The following is a 23,242-nucleotide window of genomic DNA, read 5'->3' on the forward strand; positions in this document are numbered from 1 at the left end:
CAATTCGCCCGGTACTTCACCCCGACACGCCTACCGGCGAGTAGACACAAACGTATGCCGTTCCGTAACCTTATCGAGACATTACGCGGGCGAGACAGGTACTGTAGATAGTTGACAGCCAGCTAACAGATCGTCGACCGGTCCCGGTCGACGTCGCTTCACCGAGACGGAGAGTTGCATTCCGTGGTTTCATCGAAAAACAACAGTCGAGTACGCGCCGCAGTGACCGTGGGAGTGCTGGCGTTCGGACTCGTCGCAGGGCCTTCGATGCAGGCCGGTGCCGACCCCGTCATCACCAACCCGACCGAGGCACTCGACAAGCTCGGTGAACTCTCCCGGGTATCCGAGCAGACCAACGAAGCGCTGCACAACGCGCAGATCGATCTCGACGCGAAGCTGGGCGTCGCCAACGATGCGGACGCGCGATCGGCAGCCGATCAGGGTGTTCTCGACGCGGCTTCGGCACGTGTCGCCGAATTCGCTCCGGCGGTAAACCGCATTGCCACAGCGAATTACCAGGGTGCACGAACCAATCGCCTCTTTGCGTTGATGGTCAGCGATTCGCCGCAGCAGTTGCTCGACCAGATGTCTGCGCTCGACGTGATTTCCAACGACGCGGCAGTGCAGGTCTCCCAGTTCAACGAAGCCACTGCCGCTGCCCGTGCGGCCTCGGAAGCATCGAAACGCTCGGCCGAAGAAGCGCGGACCGCCGCCGATCAAGCCCGCGCACTCAGTGACGACTTGCAGCGCAAGCAGAGTGAACTGCAGACGCAGATCGCCGACGTGACCAAAGCGTTCCAGAACCTCACCGACGACGAGCGTAACCAACTGAGCGGTACGCCGTTCCCTCCTGACGTCGATCTCAGCAAAATTCTAGCTAACCTTACGCCCGGCTCCGGTGCTGCAGCGCTTCAGGCAGGCCTCACGCGGATCGGTGACCCGTACGTCTGGGGCGCGACCGGCCCGAACGAGTTCGACTGCTCAGGTCTGGTCGTGTGGGCCTACAAGCAGATCGGAAAGACTCTGCCGCGTTCGAGCCAAGCGCAGGCGCAGGGCGGTGTACCGGTGTCGCGGGATCAACTACAGCCCGGTGACGTCGTGACTTTCTACAGCGACAACTCGCATGTCGGTATCTATGCCGGCGACGGAAACATTCTGCATGCGTCGACGTTCGGCGTGCCGGTGAAGGTTCAGTCGATGGCAGGCATGGAGTTCTCCACTGCGCGTCGTTACTGACGGCTTGCTGCGCCCGAGCGGCGTGTGGCCAGCCGCCGTGAAGCGTCGAGTCGAGTTCTCCTACACTCGGCACCGTGCCGACTGAACCGATGACGACGCCCGACGTCGGCGCAGATCGACCACGCCGTTGGGAGTATCCGGCCCTCGTGGCGCTCGGCGTAGCCGTGGTGCTCGTTCTCGGTTTGACGATCTTCCTGACGAACAGGTCCGATTCCGACGAAAGTGCGGCCAGCGAGCAGGACGCCGAACGAACCGCGCAGGTACAGGCATTTCTCGACGCATGGGCTGCATCGCAGATGTCCGACGATCCGTCGGGGCTGGCGAAGTTCGTCGACAATGCTGCCGCACCCGGTGTGCTCGAGGCGGAAATTCGACGAGCCACTGCAGCGGGAGCGCTCGATTTCTCCGACTCGGGATACGAGATCCCCAGCGGCGGTCTGACTCCGGCGCCTCGAACCGGTGCACCGGACGGAGACGTCGAAGTCTGGAATGCGCAAGTTCTGTTTCGGTACGCCCTCGACGGCGTCGACGCATTGCCCACTCGCAAGGCAGTGTCCATGACGCTCGCGAAACGCGGCGATCAGTGGTCGGTTCTTGCGGACGGGTCGATCGTCGGACTGGACGGCGCCCGAACGGCAGGCGAATCCTGGAACGGCCCCTGGGACTTCGGCCCGCTGGCCGTCGCCGAAAACGCCGCGCGCAATGCACTCGTGATCGGTCACCCGGGTCAGCAGGCGTTCGTCGACGCTTTGGCTGCAGATGTGGACTCAGCCATCGAGAACACAACGCAGTTGTGGGGGCCGTGGTGGTCCGAGCGCGCGGTGCTCATGGTGGCGGGGTCCTCGGAGGAATTCACCGCACTGGTCGGCTCTCATCACGACGGCGCTTCGATTGCCGCAGTGTCGGTCGCGGATGCAACGACGGACGGGTCTTCCGACGTGAGCGGCCAGCGGGTGGTCTTCTCACCCGCCGCGGCTTCGAGGTTGACCGACATCACCAGGCGAACGGTATTGCGCCACGAACTCATGCACATAGCCGCCCGATCGAAAACCCGTGACGGGTCGCCGATGTGGGTGTTGGAAGGGTTCGCCGAGTACGCGGGAAATCGTGGATCCTCGCGGGCCTGGGGTGAGATCGCGCCGACTCTGGCAGCAGCGGTCCGTGCCGGCGACACACCGACGGAGTTTCCGGACGACACACAGTTCGGCGGTGTCCCGGTTGTGAGTTCGCTGGCGTACGAATCGGCGTGGTCTGTCAACGCGTATATCGCCGATCGATTCGGCGAGGCCAAGCTGACCGACCTCTTTCGCGCCCTCGCTTCCGGAAAGATGACGGCCGAAGATCTCGACTCGCGAATCCGAGCGGTCCTGGGCGTCGGAACCGAGGAACTGCGACTCGGATGGGTCGACTGGACCGACAGCCATCTGGGCTGAGTAGTTCGCGGCTGGTCGACAGCAGCGCGGGGTGACCTTGTCACGTCTCGATGCGCAGCGTGCCCTACGGTGGACGAATGCGCCGGACCCTCTTGGTGACCAACGACTTTCCTCCTCGCCCCGGAGGTATCCAGTCTTATCTCCACACGTTCGCCGGGCATCTGCCGCCGGACAAGTTGGTGGTGTACGCACCGCGGTGGCGGGGCGACTCGCACAAGAAGTTCGATGCGGCACAGCCTTTCGAGGTCGTTCGGCACCCGACGACACTGATGTTGCCGTCGCCCTTCGTCGCTCGTCGGGCTGCGAAGCTGGTCAAGAAGCACGACTGCGAGTCGGTCTGGTTCGGTGCGGCAGCGCCGTTGGCGTTGTTGGCGCCGGTTGTTCGGCGCGCCGGTGCGAGCCGAGTGATCGCGAGTACTCACGGCCACGAGGTCGGATGGTCGATGATTCCCGGTGCGCGGCAGTCGTTGCGTGTGATCGGTGATCACACGGATGCGGTGACGTTTGTCAGCAAGTACACCCGTGGGCGGTTCTCGGCGGCTTTCGGTCCGCAAGCGGCGCTCGAGCACCTTCCTTCCGGAGTGGACACGTCGGTGTTCCACCCGGACTCGGTTGCCCGCGCAGAACTGCGTAAGCGATACGGGCTGGGAGAGCGGCCCACGATCTTGTGCCTGTCGCGGCTCGTGCCACGCAAGGGGCAGGACATGCTCATCAAGGCGCTGCCGACGATTCGGAAGAGCATCGACGGAGCAGTGCTGGTGATCGTCGGCGGTGGACCGTACGAGGACCATCTCCGTCAATTGGCGCGCAAGACCGGGATGGACGATCACGTCGTCTTCACCGGCACGGTGCCTGCCGCAGAGTTGGCGGCTCACCACACTGTTGCCGACGTCTTCGCCATGCCGTGCCGCACCCGAGGCGCCGGATTGGACGTCGAAGGACTGGGAATCGTCTACCTCGAGGCCTCGGCTACCGGCGTGCCGGTCATCGCCGGGCGCAGTGGTGGCGCTCCGGAAACCGTGCAGCAGAACAAGACCGGGCTCGTGGTCGACGGTACCTCTGTTCGTGACGTCGCCGAATCCGTGATCGAGGTGCTGTCCGATCGTGATCGAGCGGCAGCGATGGGAGCAGCCGGCCGGGCGTGGGTTGCCGAAGAATGGAAGTGGGACACGCTCGCTTCGAAGTTGCGTAATCTCCTCGGCTGAGCTACCGGGACTCGAACGCGAACGGCCCGCACCGAATTCGGTGCGGGCCGTTCCTGTCGGCAGAGGACTGATCGACGAAAGGCTACTTGGCGTAGATCTTTTCGATGTCGGCGGCAAAGCTCTCGTGCACGACGTTGCGCTTGAGCTTCATCGTGGGCGTGAGTTCGCCTGTGTCCTCGGAGAAGTCGACCGGAAGAATGCGGAACTTCTTGATCGCCTCGGCGTGTGAGACGAGCTTGTTGGCCTCGTCGATGGCGTCCTGGATTTCGCCGACCAGTTCGCCGTCCGAAACCAGGTCGGCAGCTGTGGTTCCTGCGGCCTTGTTGTTGCGCTCGTTCCAAGCGGGAAGAGCTTCGGCGTCGATGGTGATGAGGGCGCCGATGAAAGGCTTCTGGTCGCCGACCACGATGGCCTGGCTGATCAGTGGGTGGGCGCGAAGGGAATCTTCGAGCTGAGCGGGGGAGACGTTCTTGCCGCCCGCCGTGACGATGATTTCCTTCTTGCGGCCGGTGATGGTGATGTAGCCGTCCTTGTCGACGGTGCCGAGGTCGCCGGTGTGGAACCAGCCGTTCTCGATCGACTCGGCAGTCGCCTTCTCGTTGCGCCAGTAGCCGGTGAAGACCACCGGTCCCGAGAGGAGGATTTCGCCGTCTTCGGCGATGCGAACGGAGTTGCCGGCCAACGGCTTTCCGACCGAGCCGACCTTCTGTGCACCGATGGTGTTGACGGCGAACGCTGCGGTGGTCTCGGTCAGTCCGTAGCCCTCGTAGATCGTGACGCCGATACCGCGGAAGAAGTGGCCGAGTCGAGCGCCCAGGGGTGCACCACCGGAAATGGCCAGCTGGCATTGCCCGCCGAGTGCAGTGCGAAGCTTCGAGTACACGAGCTTGTCGAAGAGAGCGTGCTTGGCCTTGAGAACGATGCCGGCGCCGCCCTTGTCCTGCGCCTCGCTCCAGGCAACAGCGGTGTCTGCGGCCGCGTCGAAGATCTTTCCCTTGCCGTCGCCGTGCGCCTTGGCACGTGCGCTGTTGTAGACCTTCTCGAAAACGCGCGGCACCGAGAGGATGAAGTCGGGCTTGAACTCGCCGAACGTCGGAACGAGGTTCGGGATGTCGCTCGTGTGCCCCAGCGTTGCACCGGCGTCGAACGACGCGATGCTGACTGCGCGAGCGAGAACGTGCGCGAGCGGCAAGAACATCAGGGTGCTGACGCCGGGAGTCTTGAGCAGCGTGCCGAGGTTGGAGTCGAGGATGCCCTTCGACTCGGCAATGAGGTTGGAGTGCGTCAGCTGGCAGCCCTTGGGTCGGCCTGTGGTGCCCGACGTGTAGATCAGGGTCGCGGGATCGGATGCCTTCAGTGCAGCGACGCGGGCGTGGACGTCCTCGTCGGAGATGTCGGCGCCCAGTGCGGTCAATTCCTCGACAACACCTTTACCGCCTGCCGCGGCATCGATCTGGTAGACCGTGCGCAGCGCGGGTGCCGCTGCAGCGACGTCCTTCACGGTCGCGGCATGCGCGTCGTTCTCGACGATGAGGTCGATTGCTTCGGAGTCCTCGAGAATCCAGCGAACCTGCTCGGCTGCGGAGGTTTCGTAGATCGGAACCGTCACGCCGCCGGCCGCCCAGATGGCGTAGTCGACGAGCGGCCATTCGAAGCGAGTCGCCGACATGAGGCCGACGCGATCGCCCTGCTTGACTCCGATCGCGATCAGGCCCTTGGCGACGGCAGTCACCTGAGCGGCGAAATCGCCTGCAGTGACATCGACCCATGCATTTCCGACTTTGCGCTTGTAGACAACCGCCGCCGGCTTCGTCTTCGCGAAGGCGAAGACCGAGTCGACCGCGGAGGCATCCTCGGGAATGGTGAACGTCTGGGGTGCGCTGAACTCAGGCACGAAATACCTCCGACACTGCGAAATACTGACGAGTAGGGTTTTCGTCTCCTACTGTAGTCGCATGTCCGACGCAGTTGTGGCCAGGCTTACAGTCTGTCCGGTATGTAGTGTTGCGACACCCCTCGACGCTTCGCCGACGCGATATGTGAAGCTACTTCGGTGAGCAGCATTCAGGTCGCAGACCAGACTTTCATCGCCGCCCCGCCCGAGCGGGTCGCCGAACTGTTGTCCTCGCGCGCGCAGTGGCGTCGCTGGTTCAGTGATCTTGCGCTCGAAGTCCGGGAAGATCGCGGTCCCGCGGGATTCCGGTGGGGAGTGTCCGGTCAGTTGGTCGGCACCATGGAGGTGTGGCTCGAACCGGTGATGGACGGGACGATCGCGCACTACTTCCTGCACTGTGAACCGGTCGGCGTATCACCGTCCGATCTGGCGAACCTCGACCTCGCCGGGATGAACCGCAAGCGTCGGGTCGACGGCAAGGTCATGTCGTTCCAGCTCAAGCGCGAACTCGAAGCGGGACGCGCCGCCGGCGTAGCACCGGACTGATAATCGAAGCAGTGCACGTTGTGCAGGTTCTGGACTCTTGACGAAGGAAGGTAGCGCAGTCGTATGGCCGAGAAGACCAAGGGGTTGATCAGCATCGACGCTCCTGCCGACGCCGTGATGGACGTCATCGCCGATTTCGAGCGATACCCCGAATGGGTGGCCGCGGCGAAGTCCGTCGAGGTGACGGCGCCGGGGCAGGGCGGCCGCGCGGACCGAGTACGTTTCGTCCTCGACGCGGGGATGGTGAAGGACACCTACGAACTGCAGTATTCGTGGGCACCGGACGGTATGGCGGTGAGTTGGGAGCTGATATCGGGTGAGATTCAGAAGTCCCAATTCGGTTCGTACACACTCGAGCCCGGCCCGAACGGCACCACGTCGGTCACCTACGAGTTGACGGTCGACCTGACGATTCCGATGATCGGTCTCTTCAAGCGGAAGGCCGAGAAGATCATCACCGACACAGCTCTGAAAGAACTGAAGAAGCGAGTCGAGGGCTGAGTGCCGGAGCAACGATCGCGCGTCCAACTGTTCGTCGGTAAAGGCGGAGTAGGCACGACGACGCTTGCCGCGGCGACGGCTGTGTCGGCGGCGACCTCCGGGGCCCGAGTGCTGCTGGTGTCGATCGATCAGGCAGGTTCTCTCGCGGACGTCCTGGGCGTGCCGAATCCGCGAACGACTACACCTCTCACCGAGCGCCTCGACGTCCGGCAACTCGACACGTCAGCGCTCCTCGAGGACAAGTTCCGAGGATTGTCGGGCTTGATCGATGCTGCAGGAACTTTCGGAGCGGGAGATCACGAACACGGTTCGTCGTTCGAGGGGTTGGAACCGGAAGAGTTGACGGGATCCCTGGGAATCCAGGACATGCTCGGGCTCGCCGAAATCGTCGACTTCTCGGACAGCGGTGACTACGACCTCGTGGTCGTGGACTGTCCGGCTGCAGCCGAAGCGCTTCGGATACTGGGTTCGCCGTCGATGGTGTCGGAGTATCTCGAGCGATTGTGGCCGCGGCACAGGCGGATGGTCGCTGTGACGGGTACGGACATGCGGTTGCTCTTACTCGTGTCCGTCGTCGAACGTGTGCTCGCGTCGGTGGATCGAATCGCGACTCACCTCTCGGATCGCGCGAACACCAGCGTGAGTGTGGTGACGTCGGCCGATGGCGTGTCGGTCGCGGCGACTCGTCGGACGTTGTCCGGGCTGGCTCTGGCCGGTCTGCGAGTAGGCGGGATTGTGGTCAACAACCTTGTCCCGCAGTTCAACTCGCCGGCTGGGAAGGCGGTCGACGATTCGCCGGCGGCGCGGTGGCTCGCTTCGATCCAGGCGTCACAGGCGCTCGTCGTCGACGAATTGCGTAAATCAACCGATGGAATGTCCGTCACAACGGTCGAACGCGTCTGCGCCGAACCGGTAGGGTTGGCCGCTCTGGGCGAGATCGCGGCCACGTTCGAGGGTGGAACGGGCACGGATTCGGGCACCGTCGGCACCGCGGACAACATCGTGGTGTCCTTGGAGTCGGGGACCGGAGTCGATTCGGTGTACGTGATGCGGATGTACCTTCCGCTCGTGGATCCGTCGTCGTTGTCGTTGGGCCGGGTGGAGGACGATGTGCTGGTGGGAGCAGACGGCGTACGACGCAGAGTTCGTTTGGCGTCGGTGCTGCGTCGTTGTGTCGTGAACGGGGCGGAGTTGGACGGCAGTTACCTGATCATTCGGTTCAGCCCGGATCCCGCGGTGTGGCCGGTATGAGCGAAGAGCACGAGCGCCTCGTCGCGGAATTTCGCGCGCTGGCGGAAACCGTTCTGACGCGCCTGGAACCGGTGTTGCTCAAGGCCGCAGCAGCGACGGCCGATGTTGCGAGTGACTCGGCGTCAGCGGACACGCAGCCGGTGTTCACCGGCTGCAGTTGGTGCCCGGTGTGCGCCCTCGCTGCACTGGTTCGCGGTGAGCACCACGAACTGTTGGCATTCCTCGCGGGTCAAGCAGCGGTATTCCTTGCGTTGCTTCGCGAGATTCTCGACGAGTTTCTCGGGGGGCCGCCAGGCCCCGATCGTGGACCGGACAGCGGCCCGACGGCGCCGGGTGCGGAGCGAACTCGGACTGCGGCATTTGTCCCGATCGACGTGACGGTCAAGGACTGACTTCGTACCCCGGGTAGAGCGAACGGTCCGCGATGAGCACAATCGACACAATGGTCACCGACGCACGAGGCACCGATACAGGGTGCGCACTCCAGCGGGCGACGCTCGCGCGGGAATTGTCGCGATGAGCGCGCGCCGCTTGAAAGCGGTCTCCGACTCCACCATGGACGACATCTTGACGGTCGGCATCGACGTCGGCGGGACGAGCATCAGAGCCTCCGTCGTGGACGTGGACGGACAAGTGCTCGAGATGATTCAAGCCCCGACCCCGCAGTCGGCCAGGGCACTCGAAGACGGTCTCGATCGTGTCGTGCGCGAATTGGTCACCAGGCACGAGGTGTCGGCCGTGGGGTTGGCGGTCGCCGGCTTCATCACCTCCGATCGAAGCTCGGTACGGTTCGCGCCGCACTTGCCGTGGGTGGACGCGCCGGTCGGAAGTGACCTGAGCAAGCGACTCGGGCTGCCGGTCGTGCTCGAACACGACGCCAACGCAGCAGCCTTCGCGGAGCACCGATTCGGAGCGGCCGCCGGGGGCCGCAATGTCGTGATGGTGGCAATCGGGACCGGAATCGGTGGTGCGCTGCTGATCAACGGTGAGCTGTACCGGGGGAGTCACGGCGTCGCCCCCGAACTGGGCCACATCCAGGTCGTGCCAGGCGGGCGTCAGTGCGCGTGTGGCAAACGTGGGTGTTGGGAGCGCTATTGCAGCGGAACGGCGCTCGTCGACACGGCCATCGAACTGCTCGCCGCCGACCCCGCCGCGTCGACCGTTCTGGCGCGTGAGGTAGCGGTGGATCCAGGTTCCCTCACCGGCCGCCGGATCGCGAACGCCGCGCAGGACGGTGACCCACTCGCGCTGGCAACCATCGCCGAGTTCACCCGTTGGCTGGCCGTCGGACTCGCCATGGTCGGTGACGTCTACGATCCCGATCTGGTGGTGATCGCCGGTGGCGTCGCGAGTTCTGCCCCACTGTTTCTCGACGACGCCCGTGAGCAGTACGCGACATTGCTGACCGGGGCGAAGCACCGACCACTGGCCCGAATCCGTTCCGCTCAGCTGGGCGAAGCTGCGGGCATGGTCGGCGCCGCCGCTTTGGCCCGATCGGTGGTGCCTCAGGATCTCGGTGGGGTCGACGGCGCTGGAACCACGTCTGCCGGACTGTGATCGGGTCGATCCTGCAGGGGCGTGTGTAGCGGGGGTTACGGGTCGGCAGTAAGGTCGTACTCAGCGAAATTCAGCTGTGAATGGGAGGGACGCCGTGTGGTATTGGCTCTTCAAGTATGTGTTGCTGGGGCCGATTCTCTGGCTGCTCGGGCGTCCGACGGTCAAGGGTCACGAGAACATTCCGACTGACGGGGCGGCCATCCTGGCCAGCAATCACCAGGCGGTTCTGGACTCGTTCTACCTTCCACTTCGCGTCAACCGCCGCATCACGTTCCTTGCCAAGAGCGAGTACTTCACCGGTTCCGGTCTCAAAGGCGCATTCCAGAAGTGGTTCTTCACCGCGGTCGGACAGGTCCCCATCGACCGAACCGGCGCGGACGCAGCGCAGGATGCGCTCAACGCCGGTCTCAAGGTTCTCGGTTCGGGCAGTCTGCTGGGTATCTACCCCGAGGGAACGCGTTCGCCTGACGGTCGCCTCTACAAGGGCAAGACCGGAATGGCGCGCCTCGCGCTCGAATCGGGCGTCAAGGTGATCCCGGTTGCGATGGTCGGTACCGACAAGATGAATCCGATCGGCTCACGGATGTGGCGTCCGGCCAAGGTCACCGTGATCGTCGGCGAACCTATCGATTTCTCCCGCTTCGAAGGCATGGGCGGGAACCGCTTCGTCGAGCGCGCTGTGACCGACGAGGTGATGTACAAGCTGATGAAACTCTCCGGCCAGGAGTACGTGGACATCTACGCGGCCAGTCTCAAGAACCAGGCACCCACGAAACCCGAAGCTGCCGTCGACGTTCCGGCGGAAAGCGGCGAGTCGGTTGTCGATCTCGTGGCCTCGGCCGAGTCCAAGGAATCCGCGAAGACCGACAAGGATTCGCTCCCGGACGCACAGGCCAGCTAGAGATTTCCCACACCTGCCGCACGCGCATTGGCCCCAGAGCCTGCGCGTGCGGCATAGTTTTCGGACGTGCGCTACTTCTACGACTGCGAATTCATCGAAGACGGTCGAACCATCGATCTCGTGTCCATCGGCGTCGTCTGCGAGGACGGCCGTGAGTACTACGCGGTCTCGACCGAGTTCGATCCTGCCCGCGCCGGTAGTTGGGTGCGCAAGAACGTGCTGCCGAAATTGCCGCAGCCGTCGTCTCCGCTGTGGAAATCACGCGAGAAGATCCGCGACGATCTCTTGAAGTTCTTCGTTCCGCGGCCGATGGTCGTTCCCGAGCTTTGGGCGTGGGTCGCCGCCTACGACCATGTCGCGCTGTGTCAATTGTGGGGCGATATGACCGAACTACCGCAGTCGATGCCGCGGTACACCCGCGAACTCCGACAGTTCTGGGAAGACAACGGCAGTCCTGCCCTCCCGTCAGCGCCCGCCGACGCACACGACGCACTTGCCGACGCCAGGCACAACCTCGTGAAGTTCGACGCGATTTCGGCAGCTCGTTCACTTCGCTGACCCAGGTTTCGGTGCGCGGGAAGTGTCCCGATTGGGCTGCGATCGAGAGCCTGTGTGACGCGCCGGCGGGCGAGCGAATATCCTGTAGAGGTGAACTGGACTGTCGACGTGCCGATCGACCGCTTGCCCGAACTCCCGCCGCTGCCTGCCGGACTGCGTAAGCAGCTCGACGAGGCGCTCGCGAAGCCCGCTGCTCAGCAGCCCTCGTGGCCCGCTGACCAGGCGGCCGCCATGCGGACTGTGCTCGAGAGCGTGCCTCCCATCACGGTGGCCAGCGAAGTCGAGGCGCTGCAAGAGCGTCTCGCGCAGGTCGCGCGTGGTGAGGCGTTCCTGCTCCAGGGCGGTGACTGCGCCGAGACCTTCGCGGACAACACCGAGCCGCACATCAAGGGAAACATCCGCACGTTGCTGCAGATGGCCGTCGTCCTCACCTACGGTTCCTCGATGCCCGTCGTCAAGGTTGCTCGCATCGCCGGCCAGTACGCCAAGCCGCGCTCTGCCGACATCGACTCGCTAGGTCTGAAGTCCTACCGCGGCGACATGATCAATTCGCTCGTCGCCGACGAGGCTGTCCGCGCCCACGATCCTTCGCGTCTGGTGCGTGCGTACGCCAACGCCAGCGCCGCGATGAACCTCGTCCGCGCGCTCACCGGTGCCGGCATGGCCGATTTGCACAAGGTGCACGACTGGAACCGCGAGTTCGTCGCGGCCTCGCCCGCCGGTGCACGGTACGAGCAACTCGCTGCCGAGATCGACCGCGGCCTGCAGTTCATGAACGCGTGCGGCGTCACCGATCCGAGCCTGCACCAGGCACAGATCTTCGCCAGCCACGAGGCACTGGTTCTGGACTACGAGCGTGCGATGCTGCGTCTCGACAACGACAGCGACCACCCCAAGCTCTACGACCTGTCGGCTCACTTCCTCTGGATCGGCGACCGCACCCGTCAGCTCGACGGCGCGCACATCGCCTTCGCCGAGTTGGTGTCCAACCCGATCGGCCTCAAGATCGGTCCGAGCACGACGCCGGAAATGGCGGTGGAATACGTCGAGCGTCTCGACCCCACCAACAAGCCGGGTCGACTGACTCTGATTTCGCGCATGGGCAACGGCAAGGTCCGCGACCTGCTGCCGGCGATCATCGAGAAGGTCCAGGCCACCGGCCACCAGGTCATCTGGCAGTGCGATCCGATGCACGGCAACACCCACGAAGCCTCCACCGGATACAAGACGCGCCACTTCGACCGCATCGTCGACGAAGTTCAGGGCTTCTTCGAGGTGCACAACGGTCTCGGCACGCATCCAGGTGGCATCCACGTCGAGCTGACCGGCGAGAACGTCACCGAGTGCCTCGGCGGCGCACAGGACATCTCCGACCTCGATCTCGGTGGTCGCTACGAGACGGCTTGTGACCCGCGCCTGAACACCCAACAGTCGTTGGAGCTCGCCTTCCTCGTGGCCGAGATGCTGCGAGGCTGACACTGCGGTCCGGCGAATCTGATTCGCGACGCTGATTTTTCAGTAAACGCCCTCACCTGCTCGCGCAGGTGGGGGCGTTCGTCATGGTGTGAATCGTGTGACGAATCGGCGCTGCCAGGGCATTTCGACGGCGCGGGGTGAGTAGTGTGCGCGAACGTACGCGGTGGCGTCCTTACTCGACACACCGTCCATGATGGCGAGAGCGGCCAAAGCTGTTCCGGTGCGGCCGTATCCACCTCCGCACGCGATCTCGACTCTTTCGCTTTCCGAACGCACCCACACTTCGTGCAGGGCGCTGCGCAGCGCATCGGGATCGCTGGGCAACCAGAAATCGCGCCAGCGGACCCACACCGAATCCCACACGGTGGCGGGGGGTTCTTTACCGGTCAGATAGACGCCGAAGGTGGGAAGAGGTCCGGAAGGAAGTGGATTGCGGAGTCCTCGACCCCGAATCGATCTCCCCGACGGCAAGTCGAGTATCCCGAGGCTCTCGGGTTCCCACGTGGCCATGAATTCAGACTAGGCCGAAGCGGACTGTCAGGGAATTGCGACGACGCTGATATCGGTGCCCTTGGCAACCAGGTCGTTCTTCACGCTCTGGCTGATGATTACCGAGCTGTCGTTCTGGGTGAGCTGACGCACGGTGATCTCGAGGCCGAGGCGGCCGAGTTCTTCGCGTGCGGAGGAGACGGAGCGACCGATCAGGGAGGGGACCTTCACGGAGTCGGAGATCAGGAGAACTACGGAGGTGCCGGCGTTGACGGAGGAGCCGACTGCGGGATCGGTGCCGATCACGTTCCCGCCCTCGACGGCGTCGTCGAACGTAGTTCTCGTGGTGCTGACGGAGATGCCAACCTTGTCGAGGGCGGCGCGTGCAGCGTTCTCGGACATGCCCTTCACATCGGGAATGTCCACGGGCGGTGACCCTTTGGACGTGATGACCTTGACCGAGGATCCCACGGCAACCTCGGTTCCCGGTGCCGGGTCGAGCGCTGCCACGCCGCCGATCGGGATCTTGGAGCTGAAGGTGTCTCCGCCGTCGACCGCGACGAGAGTGCGGTCGGCGAGTTGTGCGCCCAGCGCCGAGACGTCACCGCCCGCCGGAATGGGCGGGACAGTCGGACGCCCGAGCGACGTCAGCAGCGCGACGGTCGAGCCTTTGGTGACCCTGGAGCCGGAGGCCGGATCTGTCCCGATCACCGTGTCGATGGGTTGAGCGTCGGAATACTGACCCTGGACGTCGGGGGAGAGCCCGGCGTCCTGCAGCGCGGTGACCGCAGTGTCCTTGGTCAGGCCGTCGATCGAGGGAACAGCTGTATAGCGGCCCGAGCCCATCCACCATCCGCCGAAGCCCAACGCAAGCGCCAGGACCGCGATGACGAGCAGCCAGATCAGAGTGGCTCTTCGCGATTTGCGTCGTGCCTCGACAAAATGAGCGTGCGGATCGTCGGGCACCAGTTGGTCGTCGCCGAAATCGGAACCGTCGTCGAAATCCGAGTCGCCGCCGACAGTCGCCGGACGAGCAGTTTGTGCGGTGACCGCGCGAGTGTGCTGAATGCCGCCAGGGGGAGGAGAGGCCGTGCCGAGTGCCGTGGTGGCTGCCGCAGCCGGGGCCACGCCGGACGCCAATACCGTCGTGGCAGCAGGGTTCGGGCGCGCAGCAGAGTTCGGGTGTACATCCGTGGGGGGCGCAGGCGCCGGTTGTGGCCGGGCCGGCGCAACCTGCGCGCTCTGGTGCTGGGCGCTTCGACGCGGAGCCGGAACACGGTACGACGGAAGTTCCAGTTGCTCGCTCACACTGCGAAGTGCAGCTGCCATCTCACCGGCGTCGGCGAAACGATGTGCGGGCTCGCGGTGAGTGGCTTCGGCAACCAGGCGATCGAACTGCGCCGGTACACCAGGGATACGTGAACCGGGGCGTGGGACATCGTCGTGGATGCGTTGGTAGGCGATGGAGAGTGACGTATCACCGGTGAACGGTGTTGTGCCGGTGAGAAGTTCGAACATCAACACGCCGGTGGAGTAGACGTCGCTTCGCGTGTCGGCTATTCCTGACGTCACCTGTTCCGGCGACAGATAGGCCGCGGTGCCGAGAATCACGCTGTTGGAGGTGGTGGTTGCTGCCGCAGCTGCACGCACCAATCCGAAGTCGGCGATCTTCACCTCGCCGGTGTCCGAGATCAAGATGTTCTCGGGTTTGACGTCACGGTGAACCAGTCCCGCTCGATGCGCCACCGCCAACGCGTCCAGGACCGGTGCCACGACTGCAGCGACGGCGTGAGGCGGCATCGGTCCGCGCTCACGAAGGAGCTCACGCAAAGTTCCACCGTCGACGAGTTCCATCACGAGGAACACGTGATTGCGATCGCTGCCTTGGTCGTAGACGGCCACAAGGGCCGGATGCTTGAGTCGGGCCACGGCCCGGGCCTCGAACTCGAAACGAGTCAGGAACGCTGGATCGCCGGCGAATTGCGGGTCCATCACCTTGATCGCGACAGGTCGATCCAACCGTGTATCGAGGCCTCGATACACGGTCGACATACCGCCGCGCGCGATCGGTGCGTCCACTCGATAGCGGCGCTCGAGCATTTCGCCGATCAACCCTCGACCTCCGTAATGACTATTCCTCCGTGCTTGCGATCTGCGTGCTTGCGATCTGTCTGCTTGCGGTCTGGGTGGTAGCTGTCAGCAATGTGGGTGGTTGTATACCGCGTACTGGCTCCCGCAGTGAGGCACCGATTCACATCCACCGCGAAATCCCGGTTACTGATACGCCGCATCCCGTCCATCGTAGCCAGCGATACCGACGCGGAAGTCTCGAGAACGTCACAGAGCGCTGTGACCTGAGCGGAGCGGCAGTTTCGAGCACTGCACCGGGCGGTACACAGCGGGCTCGTCGGACCGGATAAACTTCTCGCGGTGAGCGCGATTCCTTATTGTGATGATGTCCTGGATTCTTCGGTGTCCCTGTTCCAACTGGTGGATGTGGCGAAGAACGTCGGGTTGCCGGTGAGCAAGGTTCACCAGCTACTTCGCGATCACAAGATCATCGCAGTCAAGCGTCACGGTGTTCTCGGCGTTCCCGAAGTGTTCTTCGGTGAGGACGGCCAGATCGTCAAGTGGCTGCCCGGTCTCCTGGCGGTGTTGCACGACGGCGGCTACACCGACGTCGAAATCCTTCGCTGGTTGTTCCTGGCCGACGACTCCCTGCCCGGTCGCCCGGTAGACGCACTCCACGGCCATCTCGCACGTGAGGTCATCCGCCGCGCACAGGCCATGGCTTTCTGAGCCGCCGCTTTCTGGGATGCCGGCCTTCTGACAACTCATCCCATGCGGTTTTTCGCCGCGTAGGTAGCAGACCGGACGAGACCCGGCGCAGCGACACGAAGTCGCGTGCGTCCGGGAACGGATACGCGTCTATGCAGTATTCGGTAGTCGGCGCCCTCGACCTGGTCGAGGATCGCTCCGTACAGCACGAAGGCGGTACGGATCGACGGCTGGACCCGCCGGTCGAGCATCGGGATTCCGGATTCGGCAGACCGATACCGCCCTCGCGTGACGGCAATGAAGTGCGCAAGTGCGCGCTTGACACGAAGGTCCGCCGTTCCGGTTCTGCGCCCGTGCTCGAGCATCTCGATGTCGACGCCGAACGCGGAGAACTCGCTTGCCGGTAGATACAGACGTCCTCGGTCGAGGTCTTCACCGACGTCGCGGATGAAGTTGGTCAGCTGAAATGCCTCACCGAGATTCGACGCGGGCACTACAGCTTCTTGCTGCGGGACGCTCACTCCGAGAATCGGAAGCATCTGCAAACCGATGACGACGGCGGAGCCGTACATGTACTCGGCAAGCTCGTCCATCGTGTTGTAGACGGGTCGAAACTTCGCCGTGTCGGGGGCGTCCATTCGCATGGACTCGAAGAAGGCGTCGAAATATGCGCGCGGGATGTCGAACGTCTTCACAGCATCGGCGAAGGCCGGGAGTACGCGTGTCAGGGCGGCGGGAACCGTCGACGGAAATTCAACTGTCACAGTGGCGTTGTCGAGTGCGGTGACGACTGCACGTTCGACGTCGGTGAGCACCGTGCCGCGTTCATGCGGACCCGACGGTTCGTCGACGATGTCGTCGACGACGCGAGCAAATGCGTAGAGTGCGTGGACTGCGCGGCGTCGAGGCTCGGGTAGCAACCGCGCGGCCAGATAGTACGTTCGGCCGTGTTCCCTCGTCACGCCCTCGCAGAATCCGTAGGACGCGGTCAGCGTGTTCATGACACGTGAATCACGCGGATCATGACGTCGACGTCGCCGAGGCCGCTGTCGGGACTTCGGCCGGCTTTTCATGCCGGCGACCGCGAAGCCGGAGTGGATCTTCCGTCTGCAAGGACAGAGCCGCGACCACAGCGGCGAAGACGGCCAGAGCCACGTGCGGGAACGTGTACAGGCCGATGGATCCGTCCGGCTGGAATACCAGCATGAGCCAAGTGGACAGTCCGGTCAGGACTGCGAGGGTGGTCGGCGACATTGCGAAACCGGCTGCTACTGCCAGCGGCCAGGAGTAGTACCAGGGGAGTGCGGCGGGGGAGAGAACGACGATGGCGACCATCACGATCACGATGCCCATGACGGCGTCGCGCTCGGTCTTGCGGTAACGCCACCACACGACGGCGATGATCGCGATCAACACGACCGCCGAGATGGTCCGGGAGACTTCGAGGATGTCGTTGAAATGGTCACCGGCGAACCAGGAGGTGGCCATGGTTCCGATGTGCGCCACGATCGTGGGCAGCGAGAGCCAGTTGATGATCTTGGCCGAACCCGAGAGTGCCGTCGTCCAGCCGAGGCCGACTCCGGCGATCAGTGAGGTGGATCCGAGTACCGCCACGAACACGGCAAAACCAGCACCGGCCGTCTTGACGAACGAGCGGATCGGTGACGCCGGTTCCCGCCCGGCGGCCGCGGCATCCTCCCGTTCGTGGATCATCCAGATCCAGACGATGAAGGGAAGTGCGACGCCCGCGGTTGCCTTGATCGCGACGGCGAGCGCGATGAGCCCTATTCCGAACAGGTGCTTACGTTCGAGAGCGAGCGCAATGCCCGCGGCCATGAGGCCGACCATGAGCATCTCGTTGTGAACGCCGCCGATCAGGTGGATCAGAACGAGGGGATTGAGTACTGCGAGCCACAGCGCGATCGAGGTGTTTCCGCCGAGCTTCGTTGCGAGATGGGGGACCGCCCACATCATCAGGGCAAGTCCCGGGAGCATCGTGATCCGCAACAGCATAGTGCCGGCGATGACGTTCTCGCCGGTCAGGCGAACGATGGCGTCGGCAAGGAGAAGGTGAACCGGACCGTACGGGGTCGTTGTCGTCGTCCACACGTTGGAGACGTTGTCGAGCAGGATTCCCGGATTGACGACCGGCCCGACGGCGTACGGGTCGAAGCCGTTGCGCAACAAGGCGCCCTGTGCCAGGTAGGAGTAGGCGTCGCGGCTGAACATGGGAACCGCGAACAGGAGCGGAAACGTCCAGACCGGAACGACGTAACGCAGACCGCGCAACGAGACGTCACCGCGCAGAGTCGAGCGACCCAGCCGAACCCAGGCGCCGATCATGCACAGGACGCCGATCCAGACGATCGCCGCCGACAGAATCGATCCGTGTCCGAATCGGAGCCAGGACAGATGCATCGACTCGAGCAGCGGATCCTGGCGCCGGACGCTCCCGGCACCGAATCCGCCGAAAGTGATCATGGCGGCGCCGACGAAGCCGAGCAGTGCACTGTGACCTTCGGGGGTCCGAAGGAAGTTGGCGGCCCTTAGGTGCCACGGTCTTTCAGTGGCTGCGGCAGAGGACGTCATCGGTGCAGGTTCCTCCCCCGAGGAGATCGGTGTCGATCGGCGCGTGCAGCGCCCGAGTCGGTGAATCGTGGATGAATGGTCGGTTACGAGGGGCTAGTTTAGTTGCTCGCACGAGTGCTCACCGCGCTGGCTCGCTCGCGTGTACCGGTAATACGTTCGGCAGCGAGCCGTCCGGACAGCAGAACGGTCGGTACCCCTACCCCCGGAACGGTTCCCGATCCGGCGAGTACGACGTTCTCGAAACCCCGGGCGAGGTTCTTGCGTCGGAACGGCCCCGTCTGGGTGAAGGTGTGTGCTGCCGCGAACGGACTACCCGCGGCCATGCCCTTCTCGAGCCAGGTCTGTGGGGTGTCGACGTGATCGATCTCGAACCCCTCGACCAGTCCCGTATAGCCACGTTCTTGCAGCGTGAGGATGATTTCGCGCACGTAGGCCGGGCCGAGAGTCGACCAGTCGAGCGGCGCACTGTCCAGATTCGGGCACGGCGCGAGGACTGACAGCGGTTCACGGATCCGGCCGTCTCGCGAGAAGGCCAGACTCGGATCGGTCTGTGCCGGTCGGGTGACGAGCAGTGACGGATCACTCATCAATTGCCCGCGGCCGCGGCGTGCCGTGATCTCGGCGAAGGTGCGCTTCCACGCCTCGCCGAAGTCGATCATGTGGTGTCGCTGCGCGGGCCATCTGTCGGCGACCGCAGAGGAAACAGTGCCGTGAATCACGACAGCCGACGGCGATGTCCGGACCGGGCGCGGTCGCAATCGCGTATGGGGACGCAGGAGCGAGTTCGTGACGGCCATGTCAGGGGTCAGGACCGCGGCGTCACAGTGGAAGCGCTCACCGTCGCGTGTGTGGACGGCACGCACGCGACGATCGCTCACTTCGAGGCGTTCGACCGTGCGGCCGAGATGCAGAATTCCACCGGCGTCGGTGAAGGCGTCGGCCATCGACTCGGCGATCGTGTGCATCCCACCTTCGGGGAAGTAGACGCCGAGTGAGGTGTCCATGTGAGCGATCGCGCCGTACACCGCGAGGGCTCGAGACGGAGCAACGCCCGCATACAGCGCTTGGAAGGTGAAGATCCGCCGGAGGCGAGGGTCGCGGATCTTGCGATCCACCTGCCCGCCCAGTTTCCCGAATCCGCCCAGCGCGACGAGACGGCTCAGATCCTTGATTGCGTCACGCGAATTGACCAGTCCGAGGGGAGAATCGAAGTCGGCGTCCATGAAGCGATCGAATTCGGCGTCGAAGATACGGCTCAGCCATCGGCGCAAGGCGCGGTATCGCTGCGCTTCTTCCGGTCCGCAAACACGGGAGACTTCGGCAGCCATGTCTTCGGGGTCGGCATGAACATCGAGAGCGGTGCCGTCTGCGAATCGCGCGTGGTACGTCGGATCGAGCTTGTGCACAACGAATTTGGGGTTCGTCGAGTCGGGGTCGGCGCCCACGGCCGCGAGGGCGTCGTCGACAAGTTCGGGCATCGTGAGCACCGTTGCGCCGTTGTCGATGCTGTAGTCGCTGCCCTGGTAGACACCGACCCGCCCGCCGACCGAGCTGTTGCTCTCGAGAATCGTGACGTCGCGTCCGGCGCCTCGCAGATACAACCCGGCGGAGAGTCCCGCGAGTCCCGCACCGACGATCACGACTCGATCGGTCGGCGAGCTGACGGTTCGAGTGCGGTGCACGTCTGCCACGGTCAGTAGCTTCGCTTCGTGGCCGCGATCGCCATGTCGGTCAGACGTGACTTGGCTTCTGCCGTTGCCGTGCTCGCGTCGAGGGCGTTCGCAGCTGCCTCGACGAGGGCGTCGATCTGCGTTTCGACGTCGGTGACGGCGCCGAGATCGGTGATCGCCTGGCGCAGGCTGTCGACCTCGTTGTCGGTCAACTGGGTGCCGATTCCGTTGCGGAGCAGTTGTGCGGCGGCCGGGTCTGCGGCGTCGGCGCGGGCGAGCGCCATCGCGAACAGCACCGTCCGCTTACCGGCAATGAGATCGTCGCCCGACGGTTTGCCCGTGACGGACGGATCTCCGAAGACACCGAGCAGGTCGTCGCGAAGTTGGAAAGCGACACCGATGTCGGTGCCGAACGTCCGGTAGGCATCGATCAACTCGGCGTCTGCACCGAACAGTGCGGCGCCGAGGTGCAGTGGGCGTTCGATCGTGTACGCGGCGGTTTTGTAGCGGTTGACCCGCATGGCTGCCTCGACGGTCTCGTCTCCTCGGGCTTCGTTGCTGATGTCGAGGAATTGGCCACCGAGAACCTCGGTGCGCATTGCCGACCAGACCGGACTGACTCGAGCGGCCGCCTCGGGGCTGATCCCGGATTCTCGGATCATGTCGTCCGCCCAGGCCAAGGCCAGATCGCCGAGAAGAATGGCGACGGCCTCGCCGAAGTGCGCGGAGTCGCCGCTCCACTCCTGGCCTCGGTGCTGGTCTTCGAATTCGACGTGAACGGTCGGGAAGCCGCGTCTGGTCGTGGATGCGTCGATGATGTCGTCGTGGACGAGCGCGCAGGCCTGCACCAGTTCGAGGGCGGCGCACGCACGAATCACAGCGTCTGCGTCCTTACCGTTCGGGTCGCCTCCGGCACCGAGCCATCCCGTCCAGGCGAAGGACGGCCGGACGCGCTTTCCTCCGCGCAGGACGAAGGCCTCGAGGGTGCTGACGGCCTTTTCGTATCCACCGCCGATGGTCGAGACGAGTTCGCGGCGTGAATCGAAGAAGTCGCGGAGCGCTCCTTCGAACAGGCCTGGCAGTTCGAGTGAGGTCGGATGCGGTGCGGTGTTGGTCGAACTCTGTCCAACGCGCGCGGTTCCTGCGGACAGGGTGGCCTCCAAGATCGGTATGTTCTCGCGCCGGAGGGTTACACGGAAGCGAGCTTGGGGCCCAGCTTAGTGGGGGTTGGAATCAACGGCGGTTCGGGCCGTGAACTGCGTGATCCTGACATTCGGGATACGCAGTCCTGGGCGATGAGCTTGTTTGCAGGTGGAAAACATATGCTTGACCGGTGACATTCGATCCAGTCAGGGGCCGCTCCAGCGAGGGGTGGGCCACCCGAACACCGTCGATCGTCGATCGGATCGCTTCCTCGACAGGTAGCCGTATTCCGTTCTCGGTCGAGTTTTCGCCGCCGCGTGACGCGGACGCCGAAGCGCGCCTGTGGCGTGCGGTGCGTACCTTCGAGCGGCTCGGACCGGCGTTCGTCTCGATGACCTACGGCGCAGGTGGCTCGACGCGCGATCGTACGGTGCGCGTCACCGGTGAACTGGCCGAAGAGACGACCCTGCTGCCGGTTGCTCACCTGACTGCCGTGTCGCACAGCACCGAAGAACTTCGCGCCATGGTCGGTGCCTACGCCGATCGTGGCATCAGCAACATCCTCGTGTTGCGCGGCGATCCGCCCGGCGATCCCCTCGGCGAGTGGAAGAAGCATCCCGAAGGCGTCGAGTACGCCGAGGAACTCGTGCGGATGGTCCGTGACCTGGGCGACTTCCACGTCGGCGTCGCATCGTTCCCGGAGGGGCACTACCGCGCTCCGGACTTGGCATACGACACGAAGTACCTGGTGTCGAAGTTGCGTGCCGGCGCCGAGTACTCGATCACGCAGATGTTCTTCGACGTGGAGGACTACCTGCGTCTTCGTGACCGGGTGAGTGCCTACGACGCAGAACAGGGCGCCAAGCCGATCATCCCGGAAATCATGCCGGTGACGTCGCTGCGCTCGGTGCGGCGCATGCTCGAGCTGTCGGGCTCGTCGTTGCCCCCCGCTCTCGAGCGTCGATTCGACGCCGCGGCCGGCAGCGGCCCGGAAGAGAACCGTGCAGCCGTCCGAGAGCTCGGCATCGATCTGGCCACCGAGATGGGAGAGCGGTTGATCGCCGAAGGCGCTCCGTGCCTGCACTTCATCACGTTGAATTTCGCGCGTGCAACCAGTGAAGTCCTCGAGCGCCTCGGTCTCACCCCCGACACCTCTGTCGGGACAGCCCAAGCCGTCTGATCTCCGGTTGCCCGATCGACGACATTCGGGCAACCGCCAGACGCTACTTCGTGGTGTTTCTCGGATTCTCGGGGTCAGCGTGCTTCGTGACAGGTGACTTCATGGCCGGTGCTTTCGCGGCGGGCGCGCGCTTGATCGGTGCTCGATTGCGCGCCATCCAGGCCATTGCACCGACGATAATCGCGACACCGAGCGCCAGCCCGGCCATGATTCCTGCCCACCCGGCGAAGCTTCGGGTGCTGGGGTCCGCGTAGTTGACCTCGGCGCGCATCGTCGACACCTCGCCGGCGGGCAGGGTCCACGACACCCGGGAATCGCCGTCTCGTGTTCCGTTGGTCGTGCCGACCCGTGACGGGAAGGCGATGCTGACCTGGACGTCGGCGCCCTGAGTTGGAACCGTTTTCAGGTCTGCCTTGCCGTCGAGCGTGACGGTGTCCCCGGATCGCTTGAGGGTGATCTGGAACGACCCGGATCCCTCGGCATACATGGAGCCCAGTTGGGCGACGTCACCGAAGGACAGGTCGCTGAAGAACGCCTGGCTGCCGACGTATCCGTCCTTCTTGTATTCCTGAACCCGTATCTTGTCCTCGAGTGACGAAGGCGGGGTCAGCTGCGGACCCTTGTCCGCCTCGTTCGCCGGAATAGCGGCAGCTACCACCTGTCCGGTCACACGATCGTTCGCGGACACTCCCATCGACACCTGCACGCGAATGCACCCGGCAAGCAAGGGAACAAGCATGAGGGCGAGCGCGGCAACCGTCAGGAAACGTTTCCGACTGGTCGGCTTGGCGGCGGGATCGGTGGACTGTTGCACAGTGGTCATCGTGCCAGCCGT

General features: G+C 64.2%; 21 protein-coding genes. 13 read left to right on the forward strand and 8 right to left on the reverse strand.

Annotation, left to right across the window (positions count from 1 at the left end; translation table 11 throughout):
* Positions 1-183: 183 nt before the first annotated feature.
* The 3 genes from DBV08_RS26220 (at position 184) to DBV08_RS26230 (ending at position 3,874) form a co-directional block, all read left to right on the forward strand.
* Positions 184-1,236 (forward strand): C40 family peptidase, encoded by a 1,053-nt coding sequence (locus tag DBV08_RS26220; RefSeq protein WP_124569345.1) that lies wholly within the window; start codon positions 184-186, stop codon positions 1,234-1,236.
* Positions 1,237-1,310: 74 nt separating this feature from the next.
* Complete coding sequence (locus tag DBV08_RS26225) at positions 1,311-2,669, forward strand: hypothetical protein (RefSeq protein WP_260395766.1); 1,359 nt, start codon at positions 1,311-1,313, stop codon at positions 2,667-2,669.
* 77 nt (positions 2,670-2,746) lie between these two features.
* A complete protein-coding gene (locus DBV08_RS26230) occupies positions 2,747-3,874 on the forward strand; it encodes a glycosyltransferase family 4 protein (RefSeq protein WP_095969863.1) in 1,128 nt (375 codons plus the stop codon).
* A gap of 82 nt (positions 3,875-3,956) precedes the next feature.
* On the opposite strand, the gene DBV08_RS26235 is transcribed toward DBV08_RS26230, so the two are convergent.
* Complete coding sequence (locus DBV08_RS26235; RefSeq protein ID WP_124569346.1) at positions 3,957-5,768, reverse strand: long-chain fatty acid--CoA ligase; 1,812 nt, start codon at positions 5,766-5,768, stop codon at positions 3,957-3,959.
* A gap of 159 nt (positions 5,769-5,927) precedes the next feature.
* Here DBV08_RS26235 and DBV08_RS26240 point away from each other — a divergent pair, with 159 nt between their 5' ends.
* The 8 genes from DBV08_RS26240 to DBV08_RS26275 all read left to right on the forward strand — a co-directional run bounded on the left by DBV08_RS26240 (position 5,928) and on the right by DBV08_RS26275 (position 12,558).
* Positions 5,928-6,314, forward strand: a complete 387-nt coding sequence (locus DBV08_RS26240) for a polyketide cyclase / dehydrase and lipid transport (protein ID WP_095969865.1) — start codon at positions 5,928-5,930, stop codon at positions 6,312-6,314.
* A 63-nt stretch (positions 6,315-6,377) separates the two neighbouring features.
* The gene (locus DBV08_RS26245; RefSeq protein ID WP_003941701.1) at positions 6,378-6,815 is read left to right on the forward strand and encodes an SRPBCC family protein; all 438 of its coding nucleotides are present in this window, start codon (positions 6,378-6,380) and stop codon (positions 6,813-6,815) included.
* Complete coding sequence (locus tag DBV08_RS26250) at positions 6,816-8,066, forward strand: ArsA family ATPase (protein ID WP_095969866.1); 1,251 nt, start codon at positions 6,816-6,818, stop codon at positions 8,064-8,066.
* Positions 8,063-8,458 carry a hypothetical protein gene (locus tag DBV08_RS26255; protein ID WP_124569347.1) on the forward strand — a complete coding sequence of 132 codons (396 nt, stop codon included), beginning with the start codon at positions 8,063-8,065 and terminating at the stop codon, positions 8,456-8,458. Before DBV08_RS26250 ends, DBV08_RS26255 begins: the two co-directional genes overlap by 4 nt.
* Before the next feature lie 124 nt (positions 8,459-8,582).
* Positions 8,583-9,623, forward strand: a complete 1,041-nt coding sequence (locus tag DBV08_RS26260) for an ROK family protein (protein ID WP_020969875.1) — start codon at positions 8,583-8,585, stop codon at positions 9,621-9,623.
* A gap of 94 nt (positions 9,624-9,717) precedes the next feature.
* On the forward strand, positions 9,718-10,524 hold the full coding sequence (locus DBV08_RS26265) for a 1-acyl-sn-glycerol-3-phosphate acyltransferase (protein WP_095969868.1): 807 nt from the start codon (positions 9,718-9,720) through the stop codon (positions 10,522-10,524).
* A gap of 66 nt (positions 10,525-10,590) precedes the next feature.
* On the forward strand, positions 10,591-11,082 hold the full coding sequence (locus DBV08_RS26270; RefSeq protein ID WP_003941683.1) for a polyadenylate-specific 3'-exoribonuclease AS: 492 nt from the start codon (positions 10,591-10,593) through the stop codon (positions 11,080-11,082).
* A 90-nt stretch (positions 11,083-11,172) separates the two neighbouring features.
* Positions 11,173-12,558, forward strand: coding sequence for a class II 3-deoxy-7-phosphoheptulonate synthase (locus tag DBV08_RS26275; protein ID WP_007730070.1), 1,386 nt, complete (start codon positions 11,173-11,175; stop codon positions 12,556-12,558).
* A gap of 81 nt (positions 12,559-12,639) precedes the next feature.
* On the opposite strand, the gene DBV08_RS26280 is transcribed toward DBV08_RS26275, so the two are convergent.
* Both DBV08_RS26280 and pknB read right to left on the reverse strand, forming a co-directional pair.
* The gene (locus DBV08_RS26280) at positions 12,640-13,068 is read right to left on the reverse strand and encodes a protein-tyrosine phosphatase family protein (protein WP_124569349.1); all 429 of its coding nucleotides are present in this window, start codon (positions 13,066-13,068) and stop codon (positions 12,640-12,642) included.
* Positions 13,069-13,095: 27 nt separating this feature from the next.
* Positions 13,096-15,159 (reverse strand): Stk1 family PASTA domain-containing Ser/Thr kinase, encoded by a 2,064-nt coding sequence (pknB, locus tag DBV08_RS26285; RefSeq protein WP_124569350.1) that lies wholly within the window; start codon positions 15,157-15,159, stop codon positions 13,096-13,098.
* A gap of 318 nt (positions 15,160-15,477) precedes the next feature.
* Between pknB and DBV08_RS26290 the strand changes: the two genes are divergently transcribed.
* A complete protein-coding gene (locus tag DBV08_RS26290; RefSeq protein ID WP_095969872.1) occupies positions 15,478-15,846 on the forward strand; it encodes an Rv2175c family DNA-binding protein in 369 nt (122 codons plus the stop codon).
* A gap of 35 nt (positions 15,847-15,881) precedes the next feature.
* Here the strand turns inward: DBV08_RS26290 and DBV08_RS26295 are convergent, their stop codons facing one another.
* The 4 genes from DBV08_RS26295 to DBV08_RS26310 all read right to left on the reverse strand — a co-directional run bounded on the left by DBV08_RS26295 (position 15,882) and on the right by DBV08_RS26310 (position 21,247).
* Positions 15,882-16,826 carry a phytoene/squalene synthase family protein gene (locus DBV08_RS26295; RefSeq protein WP_124569351.1) on the reverse strand — a complete coding sequence of 315 codons (945 nt, stop codon included), beginning with the start codon at positions 16,824-16,826 and terminating at the stop codon, positions 15,882-15,884.
* 19 nt (positions 16,827-16,845) lie between these two features.
* On the reverse strand, positions 16,846-18,414 hold the full coding sequence (locus tag DBV08_RS26300) for an alpha-(1->6)-mannopyranosyltransferase A (RefSeq protein WP_124569352.1): 1,569 nt from the start codon (positions 18,412-18,414) through the stop codon (positions 16,846-16,848).
* Between the two features lie 98 nt (positions 18,415-18,512).
* Positions 18,513-20,105: a phytoene desaturase family protein gene (crtI, locus tag DBV08_RS26305; RefSeq protein ID WP_124569353.1), complete on the reverse strand. Its 1,593-nt coding sequence runs from the start codon at positions 20,103-20,105 to the stop codon at positions 18,513-18,515.
* Between the two features lie 2 nt (positions 20,106-20,107).
* Entirely contained in the window at positions 20,108-21,247 is a 1,140-nt protein-coding gene (locus tag DBV08_RS26310; protein ID WP_095969876.1) for a polyprenyl synthetase family protein, read from the reverse strand.
* A 170-nt stretch (positions 21,248-21,417) separates the two neighbouring features.
* Here DBV08_RS26310 and DBV08_RS26315 point away from each other — a divergent pair, with 170 nt between their 5' ends.
* Positions 21,418-22,407 (forward strand): methylenetetrahydrofolate reductase, encoded by a 990-nt coding sequence (locus DBV08_RS26315; protein ID WP_020908084.1) that lies wholly within the window; start codon positions 21,418-21,420, stop codon positions 22,405-22,407.
* Between the two features lie 43 nt (positions 22,408-22,450).
* Here DBV08_RS26315 and DBV08_RS26320 read toward each other — a convergent pair whose 3' ends face one another.
* Positions 22,451-23,230 carry an LppM family (lipo)protein gene (locus tag DBV08_RS26320; RefSeq protein ID WP_124569354.1) on the reverse strand — a complete coding sequence of 260 codons (780 nt, stop codon included), beginning with the start codon at positions 23,228-23,230 and terminating at the stop codon, positions 22,451-22,453.
* Between the last annotated feature and the right edge of the window lie 12 nt (positions 23,231-23,242).

The sequence above is a fragment of the Rhodococcus sp. KBW08 genome, assembly GCF_003852455.1.
GTDB lineage: Bacteria > Actinomycetota > Actinomycetes > Mycobacteriales > Mycobacteriaceae > Rhodococcus_F > Rhodococcus_F baikonurensis.

Bases quoted from the DNA above. Each gene is read 5' to 3' on its own strand.
- DBV08_RS26255 (WP_124569347.1), top strand. From the start codon at position 8,063: ATGAGCGAAGAGCACGAGCGCCTCGTCGCGGAATTTCGCGCGCTGGCG.
- DBV08_RS26320 (WP_124569354.1), bottom strand. From the start codon at position 23,230: ATGACCACTGTGCAACAGTCCACCGATCCCGCCGCCAAGCCGACCAGT.
- DBV08_RS26245 (WP_003941701.1), top strand. From the start codon at position 6,378: ATGGCCGAGAAGACCAAGGGGTTGATCAGCATCGACGCTCCTGCCGAC.
- DBV08_RS26280 (WP_124569349.1), bottom strand. From the start codon at position 13,068: ATGGCCACGTGGGAACCCGAGAGCCTCGGGATACTCGACTTGCCGTCG.
- DBV08_RS26300 (WP_124569352.1), bottom strand. From the start codon at position 18,414: ATGACGTCCTCTGCCGCAGCCACTGAAAGACCGTGGCACCTAAGGGCC.
- DBV08_RS26295 (WP_124569351.1), bottom strand. From the start codon at position 16,826: ATGAACACGCTGACCGCGTCCTACGGATTCTGCGAGGGCGTGACGAGG.
- DBV08_RS26230 (WP_095969863.1), top strand. From the start codon at position 2,747: ATGCGCCGGACCCTCTTGGTGACCAACGACTTTCCTCCTCGCCCCGGA.
- DBV08_RS26260 (WP_020969875.1), top strand. From the start codon at position 8,583: ATGAGCGCGCGCCGCTTGAAAGCGGTCTCCGACTCCACCATGGACGAC.